Annotated in this window: 25 protein-coding genes and 1 pseudogene; 14 read left to right on the forward strand and 12 right to left on the reverse strand. The window is 66.7% G+C overall.

Annotated elements, in window-relative coordinates; genetic code table 11:
* Positions 1 to 517: 517 nt before the first annotated feature.
* The 11 genes from KUTG_RS28485 to KUTG_RS28530 all read right to left on the reverse strand — a co-directional run bounded on the left by KUTG_RS28485 (position 518) and on the right by KUTG_RS28530 (position 9,099).
* Positions 518 to 781: a hypothetical protein gene (locus KUTG_RS28485; RefSeq protein WP_052395513.1), complete on the reverse strand. Its 264-nt coding sequence runs from the start codon at positions 779 to 781 to the stop codon at positions 518 to 520.
* Positions 781 to 1,788 carry a TNT domain-containing protein gene (locus KUTG_RS53980; protein ID WP_198047337.1) on the reverse strand — a complete coding sequence of 336 codons (1,008 nt, stop codon included), beginning with the start codon at positions 1,786 to 1,788 and terminating at the stop codon, positions 781 to 783. The genes KUTG_RS28485 and KUTG_RS53980 overlap by 1 nt, the downstream gene beginning before the upstream one ends.
* A gap of 162 nt (positions 1,789 to 1,950) precedes the next feature.
* A complete protein-coding gene (locus KUTG_RS28495; RefSeq protein WP_043721104.1) occupies positions 1,951 to 2,736 on the reverse strand; it encodes an ESX secretion-associated protein EspG in 786 nt (261 codons plus the stop codon).
* Between the two features lie 3 nt (positions 2,737 to 2,739).
* On the reverse strand, positions 2,740 to 4,107 hold the full coding sequence (locus tag KUTG_RS53985; RefSeq protein ID WP_052395515.1) for a hypothetical protein: 1,368 nt from the start codon (positions 4,105 to 4,107) through the stop codon (positions 2,740 to 2,742).
* Positions 4,108 to 4,716, reverse strand: coding sequence for a DUF3558 family protein (locus KUTG_RS56705; RefSeq protein ID WP_084579886.1), 609 nt, complete (start codon positions 4,714 to 4,716; stop codon positions 4,108 to 4,110).
* Entirely contained in the window at positions 4,717 to 5,052 is a 336-nt protein-coding gene (locus KUTG_RS28505) for a DUF2563 family protein (protein WP_043721107.1), read from the reverse strand.
* Positions 5,053 to 5,188: 136 nt separating this feature from the next.
* Complete coding sequence (locus KUTG_RS28510; RefSeq protein ID WP_043721111.1) at positions 5,189 to 5,503, reverse strand: hypothetical protein; 315 nt, start codon at positions 5,501 to 5,503, stop codon at positions 5,189 to 5,191.
* Positions 5,504 to 5,640: 137 nt separating this feature from the next.
* Positions 5,641 to 6,681 (reverse strand): hypothetical protein, encoded by a 1,041-nt coding sequence (locus KUTG_RS28515; protein WP_043721112.1) that lies wholly within the window; start codon positions 6,679 to 6,681, stop codon positions 5,641 to 5,643.
* Between the two features lie 72 nt (positions 6,682 to 6,753).
* Positions 6,754 to 7,110 carry a hypothetical protein gene (locus KUTG_RS28520; RefSeq protein ID WP_157494823.1) on the reverse strand — a complete coding sequence of 119 codons (357 nt, stop codon included), beginning with the start codon at positions 7,108 to 7,110 and terminating at the stop codon, positions 6,754 to 6,756.
* A 98-nt stretch (positions 7,111 to 7,208) separates the two neighbouring features.
* The gene (locus tag KUTG_RS28525; protein ID WP_043721115.1) at positions 7,209 to 8,228 is read right to left on the reverse strand and encodes a hypothetical protein; all 1,020 of its coding nucleotides are present in this window, start codon (positions 8,226 to 8,228) and stop codon (positions 7,209 to 7,211) included.
* A 28-nt stretch (positions 8,229 to 8,256) separates the two neighbouring features.
* Complete coding sequence (locus KUTG_RS28530; RefSeq protein ID WP_052395516.1) at positions 8,257 to 9,099, reverse strand: SAM-dependent methyltransferase; 843 nt, start codon at positions 9,097 to 9,099, stop codon at positions 8,257 to 8,259.
* 342 nt (positions 9,100 to 9,441) lie between these two features.
* Between KUTG_RS28530 and KUTG_RS59080 the strand changes: the two genes are divergently transcribed.
* From KUTG_RS59080 to KUTG_RS28545, 4 genes are all read left to right on the forward strand, one after another.
* Positions 9,442 to 9,588, forward strand: a complete 147-nt coding sequence (locus tag KUTG_RS59080) for a hypothetical protein (RefSeq protein ID WP_157494824.1) — start codon at positions 9,442 to 9,444, stop codon at positions 9,586 to 9,588.
* Between the two features lie 282 nt (positions 9,589 to 9,870).
* Entirely contained in the window at positions 9,871 to 11,016 is a 1,146-nt protein-coding gene (locus KUTG_RS28535; RefSeq protein WP_232240991.1) for a helix-turn-helix transcriptional regulator, read from the forward strand.
* Positions 11,013 to 11,894 (forward strand): bifunctional diaminohydroxyphosphoribosylaminopyrimidine deaminase/5-amino-6-(5-phosphoribosylamino)uracil reductase RibD, encoded by an 882-nt coding sequence (gene ribD / locus KUTG_RS61730; RefSeq protein WP_052395517.1) that lies wholly within the window; start codon positions 11,013 to 11,015, stop codon positions 11,892 to 11,894. The genes KUTG_RS28535 and ribD overlap by 4 nt, the downstream gene beginning before the upstream one ends.
* Before the next feature lie 169 nt (positions 11,895 to 12,063).
* The gene (locus KUTG_RS28545) at positions 12,064 to 13,131 is read left to right on the forward strand and encodes a M20 family metallopeptidase (protein ID WP_232240993.1); all 1,068 of its coding nucleotides are present in this window, start codon (positions 12,064 to 12,066) and stop codon (positions 13,129 to 13,131) included.
* Positions 13,132 to 13,142: 11 nt separating this feature from the next.
* Here the strand turns inward: KUTG_RS28545 and KUTG_RS53990 are convergent, their stop codons facing one another.
* A complete protein-coding gene (locus KUTG_RS53990; RefSeq protein ID WP_052395518.1) occupies positions 13,143 to 13,547 on the reverse strand; it encodes a winged helix-turn-helix transcriptional regulator in 405 nt (134 codons plus the stop codon).
* 417 nt (positions 13,548 to 13,964) lie between these two features.
* Between KUTG_RS53990 and KUTG_RS28555 the strand changes: the two genes are divergently transcribed.
* From KUTG_RS28555 to KUTG_RS61735, 10 genes and pseudogenes are all read left to right on the forward strand, one after another.
* On the forward strand, positions 13,965 to 14,420 hold the full coding sequence (locus KUTG_RS28555; protein ID WP_043730930.1) for a helix-turn-helix transcriptional regulator: 456 nt from the start codon (positions 13,965 to 13,967) through the stop codon (positions 14,418 to 14,420).
* A gap of 34 nt (positions 14,421 to 14,454) precedes the next feature.
* On the forward strand, positions 14,455 to 14,994 hold the full coding sequence (locus KUTG_RS28560) for a hypothetical protein (protein WP_043721119.1): 540 nt from the start codon (positions 14,455 to 14,457) through the stop codon (positions 14,992 to 14,994).
* Positions 14,991 to 16,130 (forward strand): FAD-dependent monooxygenase, encoded by a 1,140-nt coding sequence (locus tag KUTG_RS28565; RefSeq protein WP_043721122.1) that lies wholly within the window; start codon positions 14,991 to 14,993, stop codon positions 16,128 to 16,130. The genes KUTG_RS28560 and KUTG_RS28565 overlap by 4 nt, the downstream gene beginning before the upstream one ends.
* Positions 16,127 to 17,275, forward strand: a complete 1,149-nt coding sequence (locus KUTG_RS28570; protein ID WP_052395519.1) for an MAB_1171c family putative transporter — start codon at positions 16,127 to 16,129, stop codon at positions 17,273 to 17,275. The genes KUTG_RS28565 and KUTG_RS28570 overlap by 4 nt, the downstream gene beginning before the upstream one ends.
* A gap of 138 nt (positions 17,276 to 17,413) precedes the next feature.
* On the forward strand, positions 17,414 to 18,082 hold the full coding sequence (locus KUTG_RS28575) for a hypothetical protein (protein ID WP_157494825.1): 669 nt from the start codon (positions 17,414 to 17,416) through the stop codon (positions 18,080 to 18,082).
* 14 nt (positions 18,083 to 18,096) lie between these two features.
* On the forward strand, positions 18,097 to 18,909 hold the full coding sequence (locus KUTG_RS64015; RefSeq protein ID WP_232240995.1) for a hypothetical protein: 813 nt from the start codon (positions 18,097 to 18,099) through the stop codon (positions 18,907 to 18,909).
* A 104-nt stretch (positions 18,910 to 19,013) separates the two neighbouring features.
* Positions 19,014 to 19,427, forward strand: coding sequence for a hypothetical protein (locus KUTG_RS59085; protein ID WP_157494826.1), 414 nt, complete (start codon positions 19,014 to 19,016; stop codon positions 19,425 to 19,427).
* 145 nt (positions 19,428 to 19,572) lie between these two features.
* Positions 19,573 to 19,998, forward strand: a complete 426-nt coding sequence (locus tag KUTG_RS59090) for an SH3 domain-containing protein (RefSeq protein WP_157494827.1) — start codon at positions 19,573 to 19,575, stop codon at positions 19,996 to 19,998.
* 194 nt (positions 19,999 to 20,192) lie between these two features.
* Positions 20,193 to 20,738 carry an SAF domain-containing protein gene (locus KUTG_RS28590; RefSeq protein WP_232240997.1) on the forward strand — a complete coding sequence of 182 codons (546 nt, stop codon included), beginning with the start codon at positions 20,193 to 20,195 and terminating at the stop codon, positions 20,736 to 20,738.
* A 6-nt stretch (positions 20,739 to 20,744) separates the two neighbouring features.
* Positions 20,745 to 21,069, forward strand: a pseudogene (locus KUTG_RS61735) (hypothetical protein); the annotation flags it as partial.

The raw sequence follows: 21,069 nt of genomic DNA on the forward strand, positions 1-21,069 counted from the left end.
GTCACTCCGGGCCGTCGGTCTCGCACGTCGACTGCGACGATCACCTTTCCCGCTCGGGCTGACCGCGCGAAAGACCTCATCAGTTCCTTGACGCGCGCCTGCCGAGCAACCTGATGCACGTCCGTGTCGTGCTGCCGGAGGTCGGCGACGAACCCTCCGCCGTTGACACACAGCCGGGCCGTGAGACAACCACCAAAGCCTGGGCCGCCGAAGATCGACATGTCGTCAGCGCGAGACCCTACACGGCTGTACTGCTGTTCGACGCCTCCGCAATCATCCGTGGGAAGGCCCCGGACATGCCGCAGTCGTCACCGGACATCGCCCTCGGCGTGGTCGGATATGGCCGTGCTGCGGACGTTCGCCAACCCGTCGGACGGCCTGACAACCGAGACAGTCGGCGACCGTCTCCCGTACCGTCGCGCACGCTGGCGGAGGCTTGTACTTCACCGCGGATGAGTTGGCGCTGCTGAGGCCGGTCCCAACCTTGCTGTGCGGGGCGTTCTCCCATGTGGACGGTCTAGTTGTGCCTTGCGTGCAGGAGCCCCTGTGTCAGCTGCTGGACGGCGAACCGGCCGACCAGGTGGATGCAGGCGTCTTCCTCTCTGGCGAAGGGCACCTCGTCGAACCTGCTGCCGCGCTCGCTCCAGAACACGTGCCAGGTCCCGTCGTCCTCCGCTGTCAGGCACCACCGTTCGTGTGCCTCGCCGCCGATGGCGTACTTGTCGGCCGGTACGCCGAGGAGGTCGAGGAAGCCTCCCACCGTGTCCATCAAGACGACCATCAGATCTCCTTCAAGTAGCCGGCGAGGACCAGGTCCTCAACGGGGTGCGGGGAAAGGTACTGGATCCCGCCGCCCGGGAACCCCATGGCGGGGGCGATCCCACCCATCCACGCCGGGATCTCCTTGACCACTTCGTACCGGTGGTAGCCCTTGTCCAGAGAGTCGCCCGGGATCGCGCGATCGTCGAACGGAGTTCCCGCCGGCGACAGGAAGCGCCCGTTGGGGTCACCGAAGCGGTCGATGACGGTGCCACGTTCGAGCACCACCGGATGTCGATCCTCGGAGCTGGAGAACCCGTCCGGATACTGGTTCTTGTCCGGCCAGTCGTACTTTTCGTATCCGTCCGGCGTCTTGCCGTGGTAGTAGCGGGCGCGCCATTCGTCCTTGCCGAGACTGGCATAGCCGTCCCCACCGTGGAGGAGTTTCTTGACCTCGTCGGAGTCGGCCGGCAGTCCGGCCTTGAACGGCGAATCGCCCGCCGCGCCGCCCTGCGCGAGCTGGGCCTTCTTGAGGGCGGCTTGCGCGAGGTCTCGCTTGTCGACCAGGTCGGCGTCGGGATGGGTGAGATACCGCGTCTGAACCGGACCGTCGGGGCCGTTACGGGCGCCGGTGGGTCCGTTCGAGTAGCGGTACCTCTGCGGATACCGGGGGTCCGTGGTGATGTCACCCCGGCGTCCCGCGGACTTGCCTTCGGAGCTGAAGAGGTCGCCGCTGATCCGCGTCCGCTCGCCCTCCTTGGTACCCGGTAGCCGTGTGGCCGTCCGATCCTTGCCACTCGCGGACCTGGTGGACGGCGACTTCTTGCGCGTGACCCCACCCTGTGGCTCGATCTTGCCTTTGGTTTTCGGGTGCAGCTTCTTCAGCAAACCAGCGCCGTGCTCGTCGGCCTGTTCATGCAGATCGGCGGTGGTGTGCAGGCGTTTGCCCGCCCCCTCGGCGACTCGGCCGCCTTCGCCGAACACCGTGCCCGTGATCTGCAACCCCTTGCCGAACGCCTTGCTGATCACGCTGCCGATCCCGGACCGGTCGCCGCTGGCGTGGGAGAGCAGCCGCTGCCCAGCCGAGTCCAGCTTCTGACCGCCCTCGGCCAGTTTCCCGCCGAAGTCCCCCAGCTTCGTGCCCGACCGGCGCAGGTGCTCAGGATTGGTATGGATCTTGCTCATCGGCGGCTACCCGCCGCTCGCGAGCGCACGGTAGGTCTCGTACAGCTTGGTGGCCAATGTTTGCGGGGTCGCGGGCGCGGCGGTGATCCACACTTCCCGGCTCGTGTTGTGCTGCCGCTGGATGAACCACCGTCCGGACTCGACATCGATCACGTTGAGCGGGAACGCATTCCGGCGTCGACGACCGTTGCGGTCTCGGACCGCGACATGAAACTGGGCACCGCCAGTGCGCGGCTCGTCGGCCAACCGCTTCAGCCGGGTAACCGCTGGATCCGTGCGCGCTTGCCCCGCGAAGACACTGAACTCCTCATCCGCTGGCCGTCCGCTCGGGCCGCCGACCGTCGACGCCGGCACCGTCAGGGACTGCCCGTGCGCGGCCGGCACCGGCGGCAGTTGCCCGATCAACGCCTCAGCAATCGCGTCCGCACGAACCGGATGCAGCGCCAGGGTCGCATCGTCGAGGACCGCCAGCACGCCCCGACCGCCACCGGCTGCGGCCAGCGCCGTGAACGGCTCTCGGTGCTGCTGGTGGGCGAGGTAGCCGTAGAACTCGACCTCGGGCCGAGCCAGCAGACGGAAGGTGTCCAACAGCGCGGGGTGCACCCCACGCTGCCGATCGAACAACCCGAGCTGGGCCAACTCCTCGCACGCCCGCATGGTCGCCTGGGCACGTCGCTGCCGGTCGGCCGTGTCGGGCAGCACGAACAGCACCTCGGACTGGTCGCCGATGCGCTCGCTGGTCCAGGTCAAGGCGTAGGTGGATCGGGACAGCACAATGCTGGTGTCGAGCACGGGTTATCCGCCGATCACGCCGCCGGGCGGCATTGCCGGCGGCAGGTCGCCCACGACCTCGCTGCCGTGTTCCTCGGTGACCAGGTAGGCGGCTGTCTTGTGCTCCTTGTCCTCTTCCTTCTTGCCGCCACGGCCACCGGCACCAGCAGCGCCGGTGCCACCCTGTGCAGCGGCGCCACGGGCCCCAGCGGCGCCGGCGCGTCCGGCCATCGCCTCTTCAGCAGCACTCGCACCAGCGGCGTTGCCGGCACCAGGCGAGCCGGCCCGCCCGCCGGTGGCACCCGCGCCGCTGCCGTACCCGGATCCCGCGCCGCCACCGAACCCGCCGCCGAAGCCACCACCGGCGAACACACTTCCCGACCCGAATCCGCTATCGGAGCTGCCACGCGGCCCGAAGCTGGAGTCGTAGCCGCCGGTCACCGGTGCATTGGGGTTGCCGCTCGGGGTGCCGGTGTAGCCGGCCACGCCGGTCGACGTGGTGCCCGAACCGGGGACGACCGGCGGCTGAGTGACGGGGGATCCGCCCGGTTGCCCGCTGTTGCCGACAGTGGGTGGGGTGTGTTGCTGTATGCCGCTGCCCGGCTGGCTCGTCGTGGTGTGGTGGTCCTGCGACGTGCCGAATCCCGGGCTGTAGGAACGGGGTTCGCTGATCCCCGGTCCGCCGGGCGGCGTCGGTCCCGGCGTGGGATTGCTCTGTCCCGGCGTGACGCTGTCGCCCTTGGGGATCGCGGAGGCATGAGACTGTGTGGGCGGCTGGTAGCTGGAGTACGCCTGCTGGTTGGCCTTCGTACCCTCTTGGTAGGCGGCCGCCGTGACAGCGCCACTGGCCGTGCTGACCACGTCCATCGCCATGGGGTTGGTTGCCGGAGGTGGGTTGTCCGGCATCGCCACCACGGCCTGCTTGGTGCTGTCGAACACGCCGATCTGGTTGCCGTAGGCCGTCTGCTTGGCCGCCATGTGTTGGCTCATGGACTGCGCGATGGTCTGCGACTGCTGCACGCTCTGCAAGCCCTGCTGCGCGGCCTGCCCGCTCCAGCCCTGTTCCATTGTGGACAGGGCTTGGTTGACGCGGGTGCCGTAGTCGTCGTAGTCGCTTTTCAGGGACGCGTTCGTGGCTTCGGCGACACCCCAGGACTTGGTGCCTGGACCGTTGTTGAAGTACTTGTGGATCAGTGCGGGGTTCGTGCCTTGGACGGTGCCGTCGAAGAACACGGCGTCGCTGACGCCGTCGATGTCGTGCTCGATCCGCTGCCCACCGGCCTGGTCACCAGTGACCGTCGAGTAGACCGTCCCCGCCGCTGAACCGACCGCGTGACCGACAGCGTTGCCTACGTGGTCGACGGTGCGTTGGAGATCATCGAGGAGCCCCATCTACGACCCGCCCTTCATCGTGGTCACCATCGCCGTCGCGATCGCCTGTATCCGAGGACACGGGTTAGTCTTGTCCGGTCCACCGTTCACAGTGCCTTCGACATTGATAATCAGTTGGTTGCTTACACCGATGGACACTTTGCAGTCACCTTGAGGGCGAGCGTCATCGGTCATCGCGACAATCGCCGGATATCCGGCAATGTCCGACAGGGGTTCAAAAACTGCGTACTGACTCTTCTGGCCATAGATGCCAGACAATCCGGATCCAGCAGTGGCAATGATGAGGCCGAAATTTATCGTCGACGGCCCTTGGGAGTCCTTCCAGGCACACTCAGGCCCAAGTGGATCGTCCTGAACCTGCACTCCAGTAGCGCCAACATTAAGCTTCGCGAGCTGGGCGGTAGTCAGCGCTGAGCACGGAGCTTTCTGGAATGCCGATGTGTCCAGCGCGTGCGCCACGTTTGGAGTTCCTGGCGGCAGGCTCTCTGCCGACGAGGTGCTACTGGAAGTCGAAGACGCTGTGCCTCCCACGGGCGAACCTGAACATGCCGCCAAAGCCAAGGCCAATCCGGCCGTTGTTGCTACGCACACCGTCAGTCGCTGTCGCACTTAGTCGCCCTTTTTCTTCAGCCCGTCAGCACCGGCTTGGTCGGCACCCGTGTAGTACTTCATCGCTGCCTTAAGGTTAGCGATGTCGCTGACAATCTTCTGCTGCCACGCTTGGAGATCCGCGACATGCTGGTGATGCGATGCCTGCATTGGGTTGTGAAAGCTAGCCGTCACAGGTTCGTTTCCCCAGGCCGGGTTCACTGTGTCCAACAATGTGCGTGCCTTCACGAGCGACTTGCTCTGGATGTCGTCCACGATCGACTGAAGCTTGTCGATCGTCTGCTGGACCAACTCGGGATCGAAGTACGTCCCGCCGCCCGTGTCGATCCTCGCCATGCCACGACCCCCGTCGCTCGCCCCAGTGCCATCCAGACAGACGCAGCCCGCCTCCTGCCGGTTCCCGAGCGTACCGAGGACGTCGACCCCACGTGGGCGAGCTGCGACTATCTGTAATCGACCGAACGAGTGACGCTCAGCACGGGCCCAGGCCGAACGCCGGCCGAGAAACACCAGCCCGACGCGCCAGCGAGACCATCACGTCGTGGTCGAGCGACAACACGGACACCTGTTCGAGGAAGAACTCCTCGACGGAGACCTTGAACCACCGCTGCCGCCCGCCATGGGTGACCAGGACGGTCGTGGCGTGCTCCCCATCGGCCAGGATCGCGTCGTTCGGCCCGGCTCCGTAGGCGTAGACCGACCCGCCGAGCCATTCGGTGCTTCCGACACCATCGATCCGGCTGACGACCAGGCGGCACAGGTCAGCAGCGCTTGCGTAATCCGTCATTTTTGCCTTTCTTCACTGAGAATCAGTACCTGGCGTGGATTGCGTGTCCGCTGCGACGTCGCCGAAGGCATGTCGTGTGCCGGTGAGCGCTCGCACGTCGTCGCGCCCGACGATGACCAACTGCCAGCGCGTTCGGGTCATGCGGACTGCTCAGCTTCGCTGGCGGGGCCTGTGGGGTTCGGTGCGTTGATCACCTGGTGGAACGCCGTCCATGCCGATGTCATGTTCGGGCGCGGAGGGGTTGCCGCGTGGTGGCGTAGCGAGAGGGTGCCGCCGAGGCCGGCGCAATTGAGAACGATCGTGCCGTCGGCAGTCGTGGCGGCATCGAACCGGTCATCGGGCAGGCCGGCGATCGGGTGGGTCAGCATGGCCGCGACCTGGGCCGGTGTGGAGCCGTCGGCCCAGTCGAGGCGAAGACACGTCGAGCCGATCGGCTCGATCGAGATCCAGCTCGCCATCCGGAACAGTCCGAACCGGCGCAACAGAGAGCTCGCCAAGGCGACCGGTCCCGGGGACTGGTCGAGCGCGATCGCGACGTGTTCGAGCTCGGACAACGGGGCCGGTTCGTCGCGGTGGTCGGCGGCGAACCCTCCGGCGGTGGTGGCGAACGCCAACGCCGCGGCGAACTGGCGGTAGGACGTGCTCGCCACGGCCACGTGCACAGTCGGCTCGGCATCGGCCAGAACCAGCTCCAGGTGGCGTCGGTGGAGCCGCCAACGCAGCCCGGCCAGGCCCACGAGGTGTCCGTCGTGGTCGCGCGGCAGGAGCTCGGCGAGCAGCACGGCCAGCGTTTGCGTCGACATGTGCAGGATCAACCCGTCGGTGGTGGGGCGGACCATGCGGCACACCACCTGCTGGGGGAGAGCGGGACCATGGCCGTGATAGGTGTGCACGTGTCCAAGGGCCAGCAGGATGGCGGTTTCCAGTTCCTGCTGGCGATGCACGGCTGTGTCGAGCAGGACGGTGGACCGGATTATGGGATCGACGGCGGGTGTCGGGTCGCCGAGCAGGCGGGCCCTGAAGTCGCTGTCGAGGATGTCCATGACGGCCCGGCGCTGCGCGGTGTCCAGTGCGGTGAGTGTGGCTTGGGCAGCGGGTATCAGGGTGGAGTCGGTTTCGCCGGTGTAGGCGCGGCGCAGCTCGGCGATCCGTTTGGCGAGGGTGGGGCGGCGATACACGAGGTGAGGTCCTTGAAGGTGGGAGAGCGGTGGTTCGGCATGGATCGGTGTCGGCCCGCCATCGTTCCGCGGTCAGGGACCGGCGGGCGGTGCGACGCAGGACAGGACCTCGGCCAGGTCTGCGACGAGGTCGTCGATCTGCGCGCTGGTGTGCAGGATTGCCACGGATCCCGGACCAGCACAGGGAATCCGTGACGCGGTCGCGAGTGCGGCCGCGCCGGCGAACAGCAACATCGTCGCGCCCGCACCGGTGCCGGCATCACCCGCCAGGCCGATCTCGGTGGGTGCGGGGATCACGTAGATCCGTGCGGTGAGGTCGACCACGGGGACCATGTCGTCGCGTCCCTCGCACATCAGGGTGAGGAGCGCGGCGGCTTCCGTAGCTGCAATGGCCAGTGCGGTTGGTTGATCGTCGTGCATCGCGATCACGACGCGCTGGCGGTCGGGTGTGGTCGTGATGGTCGTGGTGCTGGGCGTGCCGTCCAGGTGCGCACCCGGCACGTGACGGCAAGGCGGGTCTGGGTGAGTCACCGCGCTGGCCGTGTCCGCGATGCCGGCCGCGTGAGCGCGGCGTCGAACGCCGTCCACGCCGCTGTCGTGTCGGTGCGCGCTCGGGGCGGCGGGGCTTGGCCGTCCAGGTTGCACAGCACGACGGCCACCGCGGGTTCGTCGTGAGGTCCGTGCGCCATCAGCGAGATGTCGTCGGCGTGGTGGTAGGCGTCGAACCGTTGGGCGGGCAGGCCGCCCAGGGGATGGGTCAGGTGCGCGGCCACGGTGGTGGTCGAGGCGCCGCCCGCCCAGGTGAGGTGGATGGTGAGCCGGTCGTCGTCGATGCCGACCGCGAGCCAGTTGGTGGGGCCGAGCACGCGCAGCCGCCGCAGCAGGGCAGCGGCCATCGGGTTGGTGTAGGCGGCCTTGGCGGGGTCCACGGCCGGCCAGCCGTGGAGGGGCTCGGGGTGCCCTCGACCCATGGGCCAGACGGTGCCGGTCAGCGCGTGGGCGTAGTGGGTCGCGGCGGCCCACTGCCGGTTGCTGATCGCCGCCAGGGACACGCTCGCGACGCTCTCGTCCGCGCGGAGCAGCAGCTCGACGTGGCGTCGGTGGACGACGACCCGCAGCCCCGACACGGTCAGTTCGGCCAGCATCGGCCCGAGGATGGACGCGCGCAGGTGCAGGCCGACCGTGGCCGGGGCGATGGGACGGACGCTGGAGCACACGGGTCCCTGCCGCAGTGGTTCCGGCCGGCGGTGAAGCACGGCGCGGCCCAGTGCGCGCAGGATGGCGGCCTCCAGGCGTTGCTGCACCGGATCACGGGTGTCAGCCAACACCGCGCGCCGAACGTGATCGGGCACCGGCAGCAGCGCGGCGGCGCCGCCGCGGGTGTGGTCGACGCCGTGGGCGAGGATCGCCGCGACGGTGTGCCGGTCTGCGGGTTCCCAGTGCTGGGTGCCGTTGCGCGTCGCCGGCCGTAGTGAGCTGGCGGTCTCGCCGGTGTAGATCTGGCGGAGGTCGGCGAGTCGTCGGGCGGTGGACAGTCGGTGGGGCATGGGAGCGGGCTCCAGGTAGCCGGGGCGTTCAGGGCATGTGGGCGAGGGCGGCGAAGGCGAGTGATTCGGCGTGGTTGGCAGGGAGGTCGGCCATGTGCTCGGGTCGCCATTCGGGGGTGTAGACGACGCCGGGGAACACGAGGTGCTCGAACGGGGCGAGCATGCGGGTGATTTCGGCTCGTGTCCGCAGGTGCGCGCTGTTCTGGGTGTTGCGGTAGATCTCCAGCACCGCGGCCAGCTGCACGGGGTAGTCGGTTGCGGTGGCGTGTGACAAGGCGAGGTAGCTGCCCGACGGGAGCGCATCGGCGTAGGCCTGCACGACACCGGTCGGGTTCTGGTCGTCGGGGACGAAGTGCAGCACGGCGCACGCCAGGACCATCAGCGGTTGCGAGAAGTCGAGCAGCTCCAGCGTTTCGGGGTGGTGCAGCACGCGGTCGGGATTGGTGATGTCTTCCTGGATGCAGGTCGCGTAGGGGTTGTTCTCGAGTAGTTCGAGGCTGTGGGCGACGGCGACGGGTTCGTTGTCGACGTAGATGACGCGGATGTCGGGGATCTGGGCTTGGGCGATCTCGTGCACGTTGCCGGCGGTCGGCAGGCCGGAACCCAGGTCGAGGAATTGCCGGATTCCGTGTTGGACTCCATACCGCACGACCCTGCGGAGGAAGGCGCGGTTCAGGCGGGCGAAGGTGCGGGCCTGCGGTAGGACGGCGAGGACTTCCTTAGCTTTCTCCCGATCGACCTCGAAGTTGTGGGAGCCGCCGAGGTAGTAGTCGTACATGCGGGCGGCACTCGCGCGCTCCACGTCCACGCCGAGGGGCCGCCAGTCGCGGGCGAGGAAGTTCTCGGGGACGCGTTCGTCGGCGGGACCCATGCTGGTGCTCCTGTGGTACAGACAGTCTCAAACCGTCATGTCATTGGTACGCAGGGCGTGTCGGCCGTATCGGTCTGCCTGTGCGGGAATACTCGGCGCAGTGCCGGCGAGGTCGCCTGTCGCAACCTGGTTAGCGAGGTTGGCTCGGATCTCGTTGAGTTCCCGACGGATACCGATGCGTGGAAGAAGTCGCAACCAAACTTCGTCCAGCGGTGCTGAGCTGAAGAACCTGGCGACCTTCGAGATCTGACACGGAGTTCTCCGGCTCGGCCAGCGGAGCCAGCAGCACCTGCTGCGACGCGTAGGCCGGCACCTCCTGCATCTACCCCGATCGTCAACCGGATGCAGCAGGAGGAGCGTGATGAGCGGGCCGAGGGTCCGGAGTTGGATCTCGTCGCGGTCGGTCGTGCCGAACACCGGAAGCTCCTGCACGGCACCGCAGGCGTCGAAGCCGCGCAGCAGTTCCGCGATCTCGTCGATGATGAGTAGTCGGCGGTCCACCGGCGCGTCGCGGGTCATCGAGCACGCTCGATGTGGCTTGCCGCGACGAAGATGTCGACTCGCGTGCCACGACACATTGGGTTCTCCCTCCGTTTAGGGTGCATTCGGATTAGACCGGTGTGTGGATAAATTGGCCAGGTCGTGAATGGGACAGAAATGGGACACGTTGGTGACACGCGTGGCCTTCACCTGCAAGAATGATTGGCGTACCATGGACGTGGTCACACGAAGGGGTGATACATGGCCAGGCGTGCGAGTCCGCTCCGCGAGTTGCGCAAGGCTGTTGGCCTCACACAGGAGGCACTGGCCGAGAAACTTCACGTCGATCGGCGTAGCGTTAATCGATGGGAGGCTGGCAAGTCGTCACCTTTGGCAACCATCGTACCGGTTCTGGCTCGCACCCTCGGCGTCAGCGGAAAAGAGTTGATGACGGTACTCGCTCGTACTGCGGCATGCTCCGAGCAGACTGATCTGAAGTGGTGGTCGGAAGCCGCTGCCTCAAATCGCTTGCCGACGAGGTCCGTCGACCACGTTGACGAGGTCGTCGTGCATCTGCGCGATCAGTGGCACGTTCTTGTGCGGGCGGACAACCTGCTAGGCCCGCGTCGCGCGCTGGCCGGTGTCCTTGAGCAGATCGGCGTGATTGAGGAGCTCTTGCCGGTCGTGCAGGGCCCCGAGCGGGTCGAACTGGTGAAGCTCGGAGCGGCCTACGCGGAGTCGGCAGCCTGGCTCTACGAGGATTCCGGTCGGATGGACGAGTCCGTGCGGTGGGTCGATCGGGCGATGACCTGGTCGCATGAGGCGGATGATCGGAACATGGTGGCTTGGACCTTGTTCCGTCGAAGCCAGCATGCCGCCGCAGACAGAGATGCGCAGGGAACGCTCGGGCTTGCCGCAGCTGCGGGCCGGGAGGCTGTCGGCAGCGGTACTCCCATGCGAGCCGCCATCCTCCAGCAGCAGGCACATGGGCACGCCCTAGCCGGCGATGAGAATCTCATGCACCACATGCTGGACGCCGCCCACAAGTGTGCAGCATCAGAAACGTCCGGAGATGCCCGGCAGGGTCACGGTTCGTTCTGCACGCCGCCGTACCTCGAACTCAAGCGGGCGCAATACTTCGTGGTACTGGGGAAACCCGCGACCGCGGTTGACCTATTCGAGGCCGTTATTCCCGCGCTTCCGCCCATTTACCGTCGGGATCGGGGAGTCGCCTTCAGTCGGCTCGCGCAGGCTCATATCGCGATGAATCATCCGGACCAGGCGGCGGTGTACGGGAGAAAGGCATTGAGTATCGCACGTAGCGTCGGTTCGATCCGCACCGCGCAGGAGGTGGCGAAGTTGGGCAAGCAGCTCAACCGCCACAAGGGGATTCCCGAAGTGCAGGATCTGTTCGCCGACCTGCGTGTTCCGGCATGACGACGTCCGAATTCGAGCTCGACGCGATGCGTCGCGCAATCAGCCTGTCCGCGTTCGGCCTCGGCTCTGCGAGTCCCAATCCACCAGTCGGGTGCGTGATCCTCGACCGTGATGGTCAGCCGGTGGGCGAGGGATTCCACGAGCGCAAAGGGGAGCCGCACGCGGAGGTGAACGCCTTGGCGGCTGCCGGAGAACGAGCTCGCGGTGGCACCGCCGTCGTCACCCTTGAACCCTGCAACCACTTCGGGCGAACACCTCCATGCCACCAGGCCCTCATCGACGCCGGTGTCGTGCGTGTCCTCATCGCGGTGATCGACCCGACCTCGCGTGGCGTCGGCGGTGTGGCACGGATGCGCGAGGCAGGAGTGGAGGTTGAAGTCGGAGTCCTCGCCGAGGAAGCGGAGGTTGTGCTCAGGCCATGGCTTGGGGCGTTGCATAACCGTCGTCCGCGGGTGACCTGGGTGTGCGAGGTCGGCGCAGCAGGTCCTACCGCGATCCGCCGGCAGCAGTTCGACGTTCTTGCCCTCTGTGCCGGCGCCGACGCCGTTCTCGATGATGGTGGCAAGCTAAAGGAAGGCCGTCCTGGACGGCACAGCGCCGACGTGTTCTCGTTGTCCGACGAAGTCGGCGATGATCCTGTGCAGGCGCTGCGGGCGCTTTACGAGGCGGGCGTGCGGACGCTGCTCCTGGACGGCGGTCCTGATCTGGCCGTCCAGTTCGTCGGAGGTGGCGTCCTTGACGAGATCCGTTTGTACGTAGGCGAAACGGCACCGTCAGGAGCACCCCCCACGTCCGGCCCCCTGCTGCCAGGCGGCTTCCGGATCCGGTCCATCAGCCGAGTCGCCGAGGGGATTGTCGTCGTAGCGACGATTCCTTAGCAGCTGGCGCGGAAGCGAGGCGCGGGTGCCCATGATCAATTCCGGCGGCGAGTACGACGTGCTGAGCGCAGCCAACGAGGATCACGACTCCGTAGTTGAGTTGGTCCGCGGCCTCGTCGCGATCCCTAGCAGAGGCGGCATCGACTCCTACGAGCCCATCTTGGCGCACGTGGCCGGGTGGCTGGCTGGTCATGGTCTGGCCGCTGCGACCGTTCGCGACCACGCCGGCGCGGCGCTCGCGCTGGCCTGCGAAGTCGCCGGAGCCCGGCCTGGACCTCGCTGGGTGCTGGACGCCTGTCTGGACACCGCGCCGTTCGGCGACCTCGACGCCTGGAGCCACCCGCCCACCTCGGCACACCTCGCTGACGGCTGGCTGTGGGGGCGCGGTAGCGCCGACTCCAAAGCCGCCGTCGCGATCTTCTGCCATATCGCTGCTCGCCTCGCCGCCGCCCGCGATCGGCTGGCCGGGCGCCTGGTCCTGCTCTTCGACGTCGACGAGCACACCGGCGGTTTCGGCGGCGCCAAGACCTATTTCGCCGGAGCCGACGCTCCCGGAGACGTCGCCGGCGTGATGATCGGCTACCCCGGCATGGACAAACTCGTCGTCGGCGGCCGAGGCGTGCACCGCGCCCAACTCCACGTCCACGGCGTCGCCTCGCACTCCGGCGGCAGCACCGCGACACCCAGCGCCATCGAGAAGGCCGCGCACCTCGTGCGGGCGCTCTCGTCCGCGCAACTCCCCGCTGGCGACAGCCCGGATTTCCCGCTACCCGGGAAGCTGACCGTCACCGCCGTGCACGGCGGGCAAGGCTACTCGGTCACGCCCGACCTCTGCACGGTCAACGTCGACATCCGTATCACACCGAAGTTCGACGACGCGGCCGCCACGCAGCTGGTACAGGAGGTCGTGGCTGAGGTCGACCAAGCCTGGCCCGGCACTCGGCCCACCGACATCCAAGTCGATACCCGGTGGCCGGCATACGCGCTCGCCGAGGACAGCTCGATGCGGGCGGCGCTGATCGACGCGGCTGCTTCGCTCGGCATCGCCGTGAAAGCTCGGATCGCCGGACCCTCCAACATTGGCAACTACCTGGCCGGCCTCGGCATCCCCGCCACAGCTGGCTTCGGCGTTACCTACATCGGTCTGCACGGTACCGACGAGCGCATCCGCATCGACTCCATCCCCATCGTGCAGGCGGTCTACCACGCTGCGGTGTCCACACTGCTCCAGCCATAACGGGCAGGCATTCAGGCTCGACCTCGATGGCGTCGCACGGCTTGCTGGTCGGCGCGGGCGATGAGGGTCTGGTGGCGTTCGCACCAGGTGACGGTCGAGGTGAGTGCGCTGAGCAGTTCGTGGGCGGCGGGCGTGAGCTCGTACTGGACGCTGCGGTCCAGCCCGATGGATTTCTCGTGCCGGAGCACGAGGCCGTCGTCTTCCATGCGACGGAGGGTGTTGAGGAGGATCCGCGGCTGGACGTGCCGGCCACGTTGTGTGCGGGCATCGACGACAGGCGAGGAGCGAATGGCGTCCAGGAGTTCGGTGTAGCGGAGCGGCCCAGACGACAGGGCCAGCAGGACGTCGGGTATCCAGTCGCCGTTGAGCAGGTGGTTGGCGCTGAGCATCCGCTCCAGGAAGACATCCCGGCTCACCGGAACCCAGCTCGGCGGTGCAGGGAACATCGCCGGTGGGGTTGAGTCTTGGTGTTCCATCGTCGGCATAGAGCATCCCTCGGCTTCATCACCTCGACCGGCCACCGGCGCGGTTCACCCACGTACATGAGGGTCGCTTCGGCAGCTTGCACGCTAGTGCATGGAGGCGAGTTTATGCAGGTGACGGCCTTGTATCAACTAGTATCGATGCCTCCACCCGATCGGTTGTCGACGTTGGTGAACGCGCTTAGGAAGGTGGTCAGATGTCGAACAGGCTGGCGGTGACGGTCGGTCGCGGAAACGTCGGCGCTGTCGCCTGACCAGGTGATTTCCACTCTCATCTACGGGCGAGGTGCTCGCTGGGTGTACGTTGGTGCGAGTTCTGGGGTGCTGTACATGAGACGTCCGGAGGTGCGGATGGTCGACTACGCAGGCTCATCGCGGAGCTTCGCCGATCTGCTTAACCACTTGTTCGCCGCGATGACAAAGCCGGACGGCGCCGAGTACAGCAACGATGAAGTCTCCAGCACCCTTCGTGAGCAAGGGGAGCAGATCTCACCCAGCTATCTCTGGCAGCTGCGAAAGTCCAAGAAGGACAATCCCACTCGCCGGCACATGAAGGCCTTGGCCCAGTTCTTCGGCGTTCCGGGTGGCTACTTCCTTGAGGACGAGGTCACCGATCGCGTCGACCGGCAGCTGGAGGAGCTCCGACAGGAGCGGATACGCCTCGCCGCAATCGGCGGTCGAGACGACGTGAAGCTGATGGCGCTGCGCGCTGGTGAGCTCGCGCCGGACCGGTTCCGCTTGGTCCAGGAGCTCGTCGAGGTCGTTTACCAGCAGCAACAGACGGAGCAGGCCGCAGGCAGGAAGTGACGGCTGACCGACACGCCAGGGCTGGGGGCCAGGAATGCGGGAACGGGAACTACGACGGCGGTGCCGCCGGCTGCTGAACAGCCTCGATATCCGGCCACCTCTCGACGTCGTCGATCTGTGCGAAAGGGTTGGTCGCCAGCGGGGCAAGCCCATCCAACTGGTCGAGCACTCGCTGCCGGTGCCGGGTCCATTCGGCGCGTGGATCTCCACGCCGTCGGTAGAGTTCATCTTGTACCAGAAGGAAACCAGCGGTCCCCATCAGAACCACATCATCCTGCACGAACTCGGACACATCCTCGCCGAACACGCCAGCGACGGGCCGGACTCTGTCCTCGTTGACGACCTGCATCCAGGCGACGTACACGAACGGTATCCGGATCTCGATCCCGGGGCGGTGCGGCGCGCGCTACGGCGGACCTCGTACGACACCGCGGACGAACAGGAAGCCGAGTTGGTCGCCACGATCATACTGGAGTGGGCGTCGGTGATCGACGTCGTGGCACCGCGAACCGCGACGGACGAACAGACGAAGAACATCGACAACGCGCTCACCGACCGATTGGGCTGGCTGTGACGCATGCACTGATCATCGGCGGCGGCATCGCCGGCCCGGTGACCGCGATGGCGCTCGGCAAAGCCGGCATGACCGCCACCGTCTACGAGGCATACGCGAGCGGTGCCGACGACATCGGCGCGTTCATGATGATCATGCACAACGGGTTCGACGCCCTTGGGGCCCTGGACGCTCAGCACGCCGTTGTCGCGAACTCGTTCAGCACCACGAAGAACGCCTCCTTCGAGCCAGACGGCACTCCGCTGCCGGTGCGACCGATCGGCACGCAGCGGACCACATTCGCCAGCCCACGCACCTTGAAGCGCGCCGACCTCTATCGAGCGCTACACGATGAACTGGCTCGGCGCGGTGGCATCATCGAGCATGGCAAACGCTTCGTCCACACGACCACCGACCCGTCCGGCACAGTGGTCGCTCATTTCGCCGACGGCAGTACTGCCGAAGGCGATCTGCTCGTCGGCGCGGACGGCATCCGATCGACCGTGCGCAGGATCGTGGACCCATCCTCGCCATCACCGCGCTTTGTCGGGCTGAACGTCATCTTCGGCTACACCGAAGATCGTTCTCTTCCCTTCGCCGACGACGTTATGCGGATGCTCCGTGGAAAGCGAGCTACCCTCGGGCACACCACCTCGCCCGAGGGCGAGCACTTCTGGTACACCCGGCTGCCAGGCGAGGAGATGTCTCAAGCCGAAGCAGCGGCTATGACGGCGAGCGAATGGCGGCAGTTGGCGCTCGACTTCTTCGTCAGCGACGGCAACGTCTTGGCCGCAGACGTCGTCAGCGCGACCGACGACGCCGTGCTCGGGCGCGGCGTGTACGACATGCCGCCGATGCCGACGTGGCACCGATCGTCGGTGGTGCTTGTCGGAGACGCCGCGCACGCCGCGTCCCCGGCCGCCGCGCAAGGCGCGTCGATGGCGATGGAGGACAGCGTCGTGCTGGCCAAGTGCCTGCGCGACCTGCCCGATCTTGACCAAGCCTTCGCGGCGTACGAACTCGTCCGGCGCGAACGCGCCGAACGCTTGGTCGCCTACAGCCGAGGAGATATCCGCACACCCAACGGCGACTGGCTGTACTCGCACAGCATCGACTGGGAGGAACCAGTTCGGCGTGTAGCACAGGAGCGGACGTGACTACGGCGCAGGCGATCCGTGGGATCGCCTACTGGGCGCTGTTCGCGTGGCTGCTCTTCCTCGTAGCCAGGGCGCCGAGAAACGTTCCCCTCAGGGCTATGGCGGTCCTGGTCGGCGGCTGGGCGATCGGGTATCCGTTCGCGCTGGCCGCGAGCCAGGGGCAGGTGTTCCTCGTTGGCGACCCGATGACCTCGAAGCTGATCGGATACCTGCTCTCACTGGTCGGCCAGTACGGACTCGTCTGCTTTCTCCTGTTCATGACCCGTCCTGCGGCGGCCGCACGACGGAATGCCCGGCTGCAAGCCGCACCTGTCGTAGCGGTGGCTGCCATCCTGGTGGCGTCGACGTTGACGACGCCGGTCGGGCTGCGGGCCGCGGCCGCCCGCATGCCCACCGAAGTACTGATGAACGATCATCTCTCCGTGCCGCCGAGCGTTGGTGCGTTCTACTTCTTCGCCAACGCGTACACGCTCTACGCCTACGCCTACGGCATGGTGGTCGCTGCGGGCTACGTGGCTCGCGGCGGTGAGCGGCAGCTCAGGTGGGCGACGGCCTTGATGGCAGCGGGACTTACAGGCCTGACGCTCTGCTTTGCCGTCGCGGTGGTCGCGAACTTGTTCCAGTTGACGGAAAATTCCGCGAAGGTGCCCGCCGTCTTGCTCGTTGCCGCGACGTTCGCGGCGCTGGCGGGCATCCCGATCTTTATCGTCGGGGTCGCGTTCCGTTCGGTCGCCATGCGCCTGGCCGCGGTGGGGGTGTGGTGGCGACACCGACGTGCATACCGACAGCTGGGGCCGTTGTGGGCCGCCTTGCATGAAGAGTTCCCCGAGGACGCTCTTGGCCGGGCGCCTTCGCCGAGCTGGCGCGACCTGCTGACACTGCGGCGGCTACATCGCCGCTACTACCGGCGGGTCATCGAATGCCGCGACGGCCTCGTCCGGATCAGTCCCTATCTCGCCGCCATCGAAGGGAACCTTGATTCCGTCGAGGTGATCGCCAGGCGACTGCCGGCAGCCCTGCGCGCCCACGCCGACGGTATATCGGTGGCGGACCGGGCTTTTCCGGTCGTGCTTCCCGGCATGCAGGGCTTGGATGCCGACGTCGAGCAGCTCATGGCTTTGTCGGTGGCCCTGCGGGAGTCCTGACCCATTGCCGGTTAACTCCAACGGGTGAAGTTGCCGCTGCGGGGTCCGTACTTACCTTGAGGTAAGCACGGGATGGCCGTGTAAACCTGTCCGTAGTGGACGAACGATCCAGTTCTCCTACAGGACAAGGGAGTGATCGTGATTGCAAGCAACGGGATCGCTGTTCGGTCGCTCCCACCGACGTCCGACACCGTGGTCGATCCCCTCTACCTCGGTGCGGACGAGGAGGCGCTGGCCGGCCGACGAAATGCCCCCATTCGACGTCCCGGCCGGCGTCTCGCCCTTGTCAGTCTCGGCCGAACAACGCTTTGCTTGGTAACGGTCATCGCATTCGCCGCCGGGTGCGGCGCCAGTTCGACGGCAACGCCAACAGGCTCTGCTCAGCTCCCGGCGACATCGACCAGCGTTCAGGACACGAGTTCCACCATCGAGCATGCCTACGTCGACTTCTGGACCATCAGCAACAAGTTCGTCCACGACGACCCCGCAGCCTGGAGTTCGGAGCTGGCCGCCGTCGCTGTCGAACCGCAGCTCACACGGATGCTCAACAACCTTGACATCCTGCGCTCACAGAACGTCGCGGTGTACGGAGAGACCCGCGAATACGTGACGAAGGTCGACGTCGACGGCGCTGCCGCGACTGTCACGGAATGCCAGGACGCCAGCGGGTCAGGCCAGGCCGATGCCCGGACCGGCGAGAAGAAGACGATCGGCATAGCCCGTAACCCGGTGACCTCGCACATGCAGCGTGGTGGAGACGGGAAGTGGCGAGTGTCGGAGATTGCGTATCCAGGAGGGACGTGCTGATGAGACGGGGAAGGATGATCGGCATCATGGTACTGACCGGCTCCGTGCTGATGGCATTGCCGGCTGAACACGCCAGTGCCGACGGGCCTGGCGGTCAAATCGTTGTCACACCGGGTGATCAAACCGGCGTCTTCGGTTCGCCTAGTATCGGTGCCGGGGCGAGTAGTTCAGGTTCGCCAGGCTTGTCGGGACATGCAGCTGGTGCCTCCTCCGGACCTGCTACTGCACCGCAGGAGCCTGGTGTTGGCTTCCCGTGCATGTACGACGCCGCAGGAGGGATGGCGGCCTACTACGAGGCTTGCGGCCGTCCGCACGGCGCACAGGACGCGCCGCAGCCGACACCGGGGCAGTTGGCAGCCCAGGCATACCAACTTCTCGTGCTCCCTCGGCCCGCGCCGCATTTCTCACCGAATGTGCGTGCGCACTCTGGGCAAGCCACGATCGTCGGTGAGCACACATGGTTGTGGACAGCCAAGAACGTCTGGGCGCCGCAGGCGAAGCGGGTGCAGGCTGGAGCGGTGTGGGCGGAGGTGACCGCCACGCCAACGACGTTGGTCTTCGCGCCGGGTTCCGGTCGCTTGCTATCGTGTGCCGGCCCAGGCACCGAGTACATCGCCACGGCCGGGTTGCACGCCGCGTCACCGGACTGCGACTACGTCTTCGACCAACCGCGTGATCACGTGAACGCGGTGTTCGCGATCCAGTGGACGGTGCGCTGGACCGGCTCGACCGGTGCGGCGCCGGCCGGCGGCACCCTGCCGGACATGACCTCCCGCACCGCAGTCGGGTTCGCCGTGGCCGAGGTCCAGTCGCTCAACGTCAGCTGAATCGACCACCCTCCTCCAATTCTTGAATTTCTGTTGCAGCACAACCATGTCTGCAGGAGGTTCGCTGAACATGTGCGTCAATCACGGTGAAGGAGAGGTGTGTCATGTTGGTGCTCAAGGGTTTGATGGTCGCGGCGACCGTGGTCAGTCTGATCGTTGGCGCGATTGAGGAAGGGGCGATGTCGATGCCCTCGGATTCCGGAGCCGCTGTACACGTGCACGGAGGACCGAACAGAGCGACGGGTGAGCTGCGGATCGTGCGAAGCGCACTGGCGGGAGCAAGGGTGGCGCGGCCGAGGGTGGACGGTGTGTGCTCGACAATTGTCGGCGACGGCGTTCGTATCCGGTCAGCAGGAGACAAGTCTGGTGCGGTTCTTGGGCTCGCCTACTATCCCGATGTGTTCAAGGTGGTGCAGGTTCCGCCGGGAGATTACGCGGAGGGGACTGACCTACGCACCGGGGTGCATGGATGGGTGGCGCTGGAGTTCGTCAATTTCACCTACCCGCCGTCGTGCTGAAACGCCGATGATCGGTGCCGCCGGTCGATGAGTTCGGCTTCAGTCCAGCTTCGCATCCCGTGATCTTCGAGTTTCTGTTGCAGGACAACCATGTCCGCGACCGGACCGGCTTGGTCACTTTTCGTGTTCAGTGAGGAGAGGTCTGATGTTCATGATGGTCAAGGGCTTGGTGGTCGCGGCCAGCGTCGCCGGTCTTGTCGGTGGTGCGACCGATGCGGCACGGCCGCCGACATACCTGGAACACACCGCCCCAGCTTCAGTACGCGCTGCGGCCGTCCACCGCTGGCCGGCTGCGGCATCGTCGAGCGTGGCCAGCACGTCCGGGCGTCTGCAAGGGCCGCCTCCGCCTCCATTGGGGGGCCACACGTGCGCCCGGATCAACGCCGACGGTGTGCGCGTCCATTCCACGTTCAGCGTGTCCAGTGCTGTTGTCGGCCTGGCCTATAGAGGCGACCTATTCAAGATCGCTGACTTCCCGGGCGGCGGGTGGCAGGAGGGTACGGACATGCGCAACGGCGTGCATGGCTGGGTGGGCAGCGACTTTGTCGATCTCTACATGGTGCACTGCTGAGACCAGCGCTATCGGTCCTTCCTGTTTGTCGGTGCTCGATTTCTGTTGAAACACATCCCGTTTTCGTCGAATTCTGTTGGAGGACAACCATGTCCGTGTCCGGATTCGTCGCTACCACCACCCGTTCCACACCGCCACCGGCTCGTCCCGGCCCGTCGCCGCGGTGCCGCTGGTGGGTGGCCGCTGGTGGGGTGGTGATCCTGGCCGGCTCCATCACCGGCGTGCAGGCCTACGTGTCCGGCCAGAACGCGACGGTGCCGGTCCTGGTGCTGGCCCGCGACGTCGGTTGGGGACATCCGCTCGCCGACGGCGACCTCGCAGTCGCCGCAGCGGTCCCGGACGAGTACGTGCGGACGATCGGTGCCGCCGAGCGGGACCGGGTGGTCGGTCAGGTCGCCGTGCATACGCTGACCGCAGGCACATTGCTCACTCGGGCGGAGTTGACCACCGGGCGGGTGCCGGCGGCTGGGCAGGTGGTGGTCGGGGTGCTGCTTAAGCCCGGCGGCCTGCCGGCCAAAGGCGTGCGCCCGGAGGACCGGGTGCTGCTGACACCGACCCCCGCCAGTTCGACCGCCTCGCCGACGGCGCCCGCCACAGGCATCGTCCTGGACTCGGGCAGCCCGACCGCGGACGGTTCGGTGGTGGTGGACGTCGTGATCGACGGCGCCCTGGATGCCATTGCGGTCCCGGCCGGTGCCGGGCAGGTCGTGTTGTCGCTGCTGGCGTCAAGCGGGCGGTGAGGGGTGATGGCGATCATCTCGATCCTGTCGGCCAAGGCCTGCCCGGGGGTGACGACGACCGCGATCGTGTTGGCGGCGGCCTGGCCCGCGCCGGCGCTGTTGGTGGGTGCGGACCCGGCCGGCGACGACATCATCGGCGGCTATCTGGGCCCGTGGATCGCGCGGAACTGGGTGCACCCGAACAAGGGCCTGGTGTCCTTTGCCACCGCGACCCGGCACGCCGAACCAGGACAGCCCGGCAACCTCGCCGCGCACACTCAGCTACTGCCCGGCGCGCACAACGCCCGCGTCCTGCTCGGCCTGGCCGAGCCGGCGCAGAACGCCGCGGTCG

The organism is Kutzneria sp. 744 (assembly GCF_000568255.1).
Taxonomy (GTDB): domain Bacteria; phylum Actinomycetota; class Actinomycetes; order Mycobacteriales; family Pseudonocardiaceae; genus Kutzneria.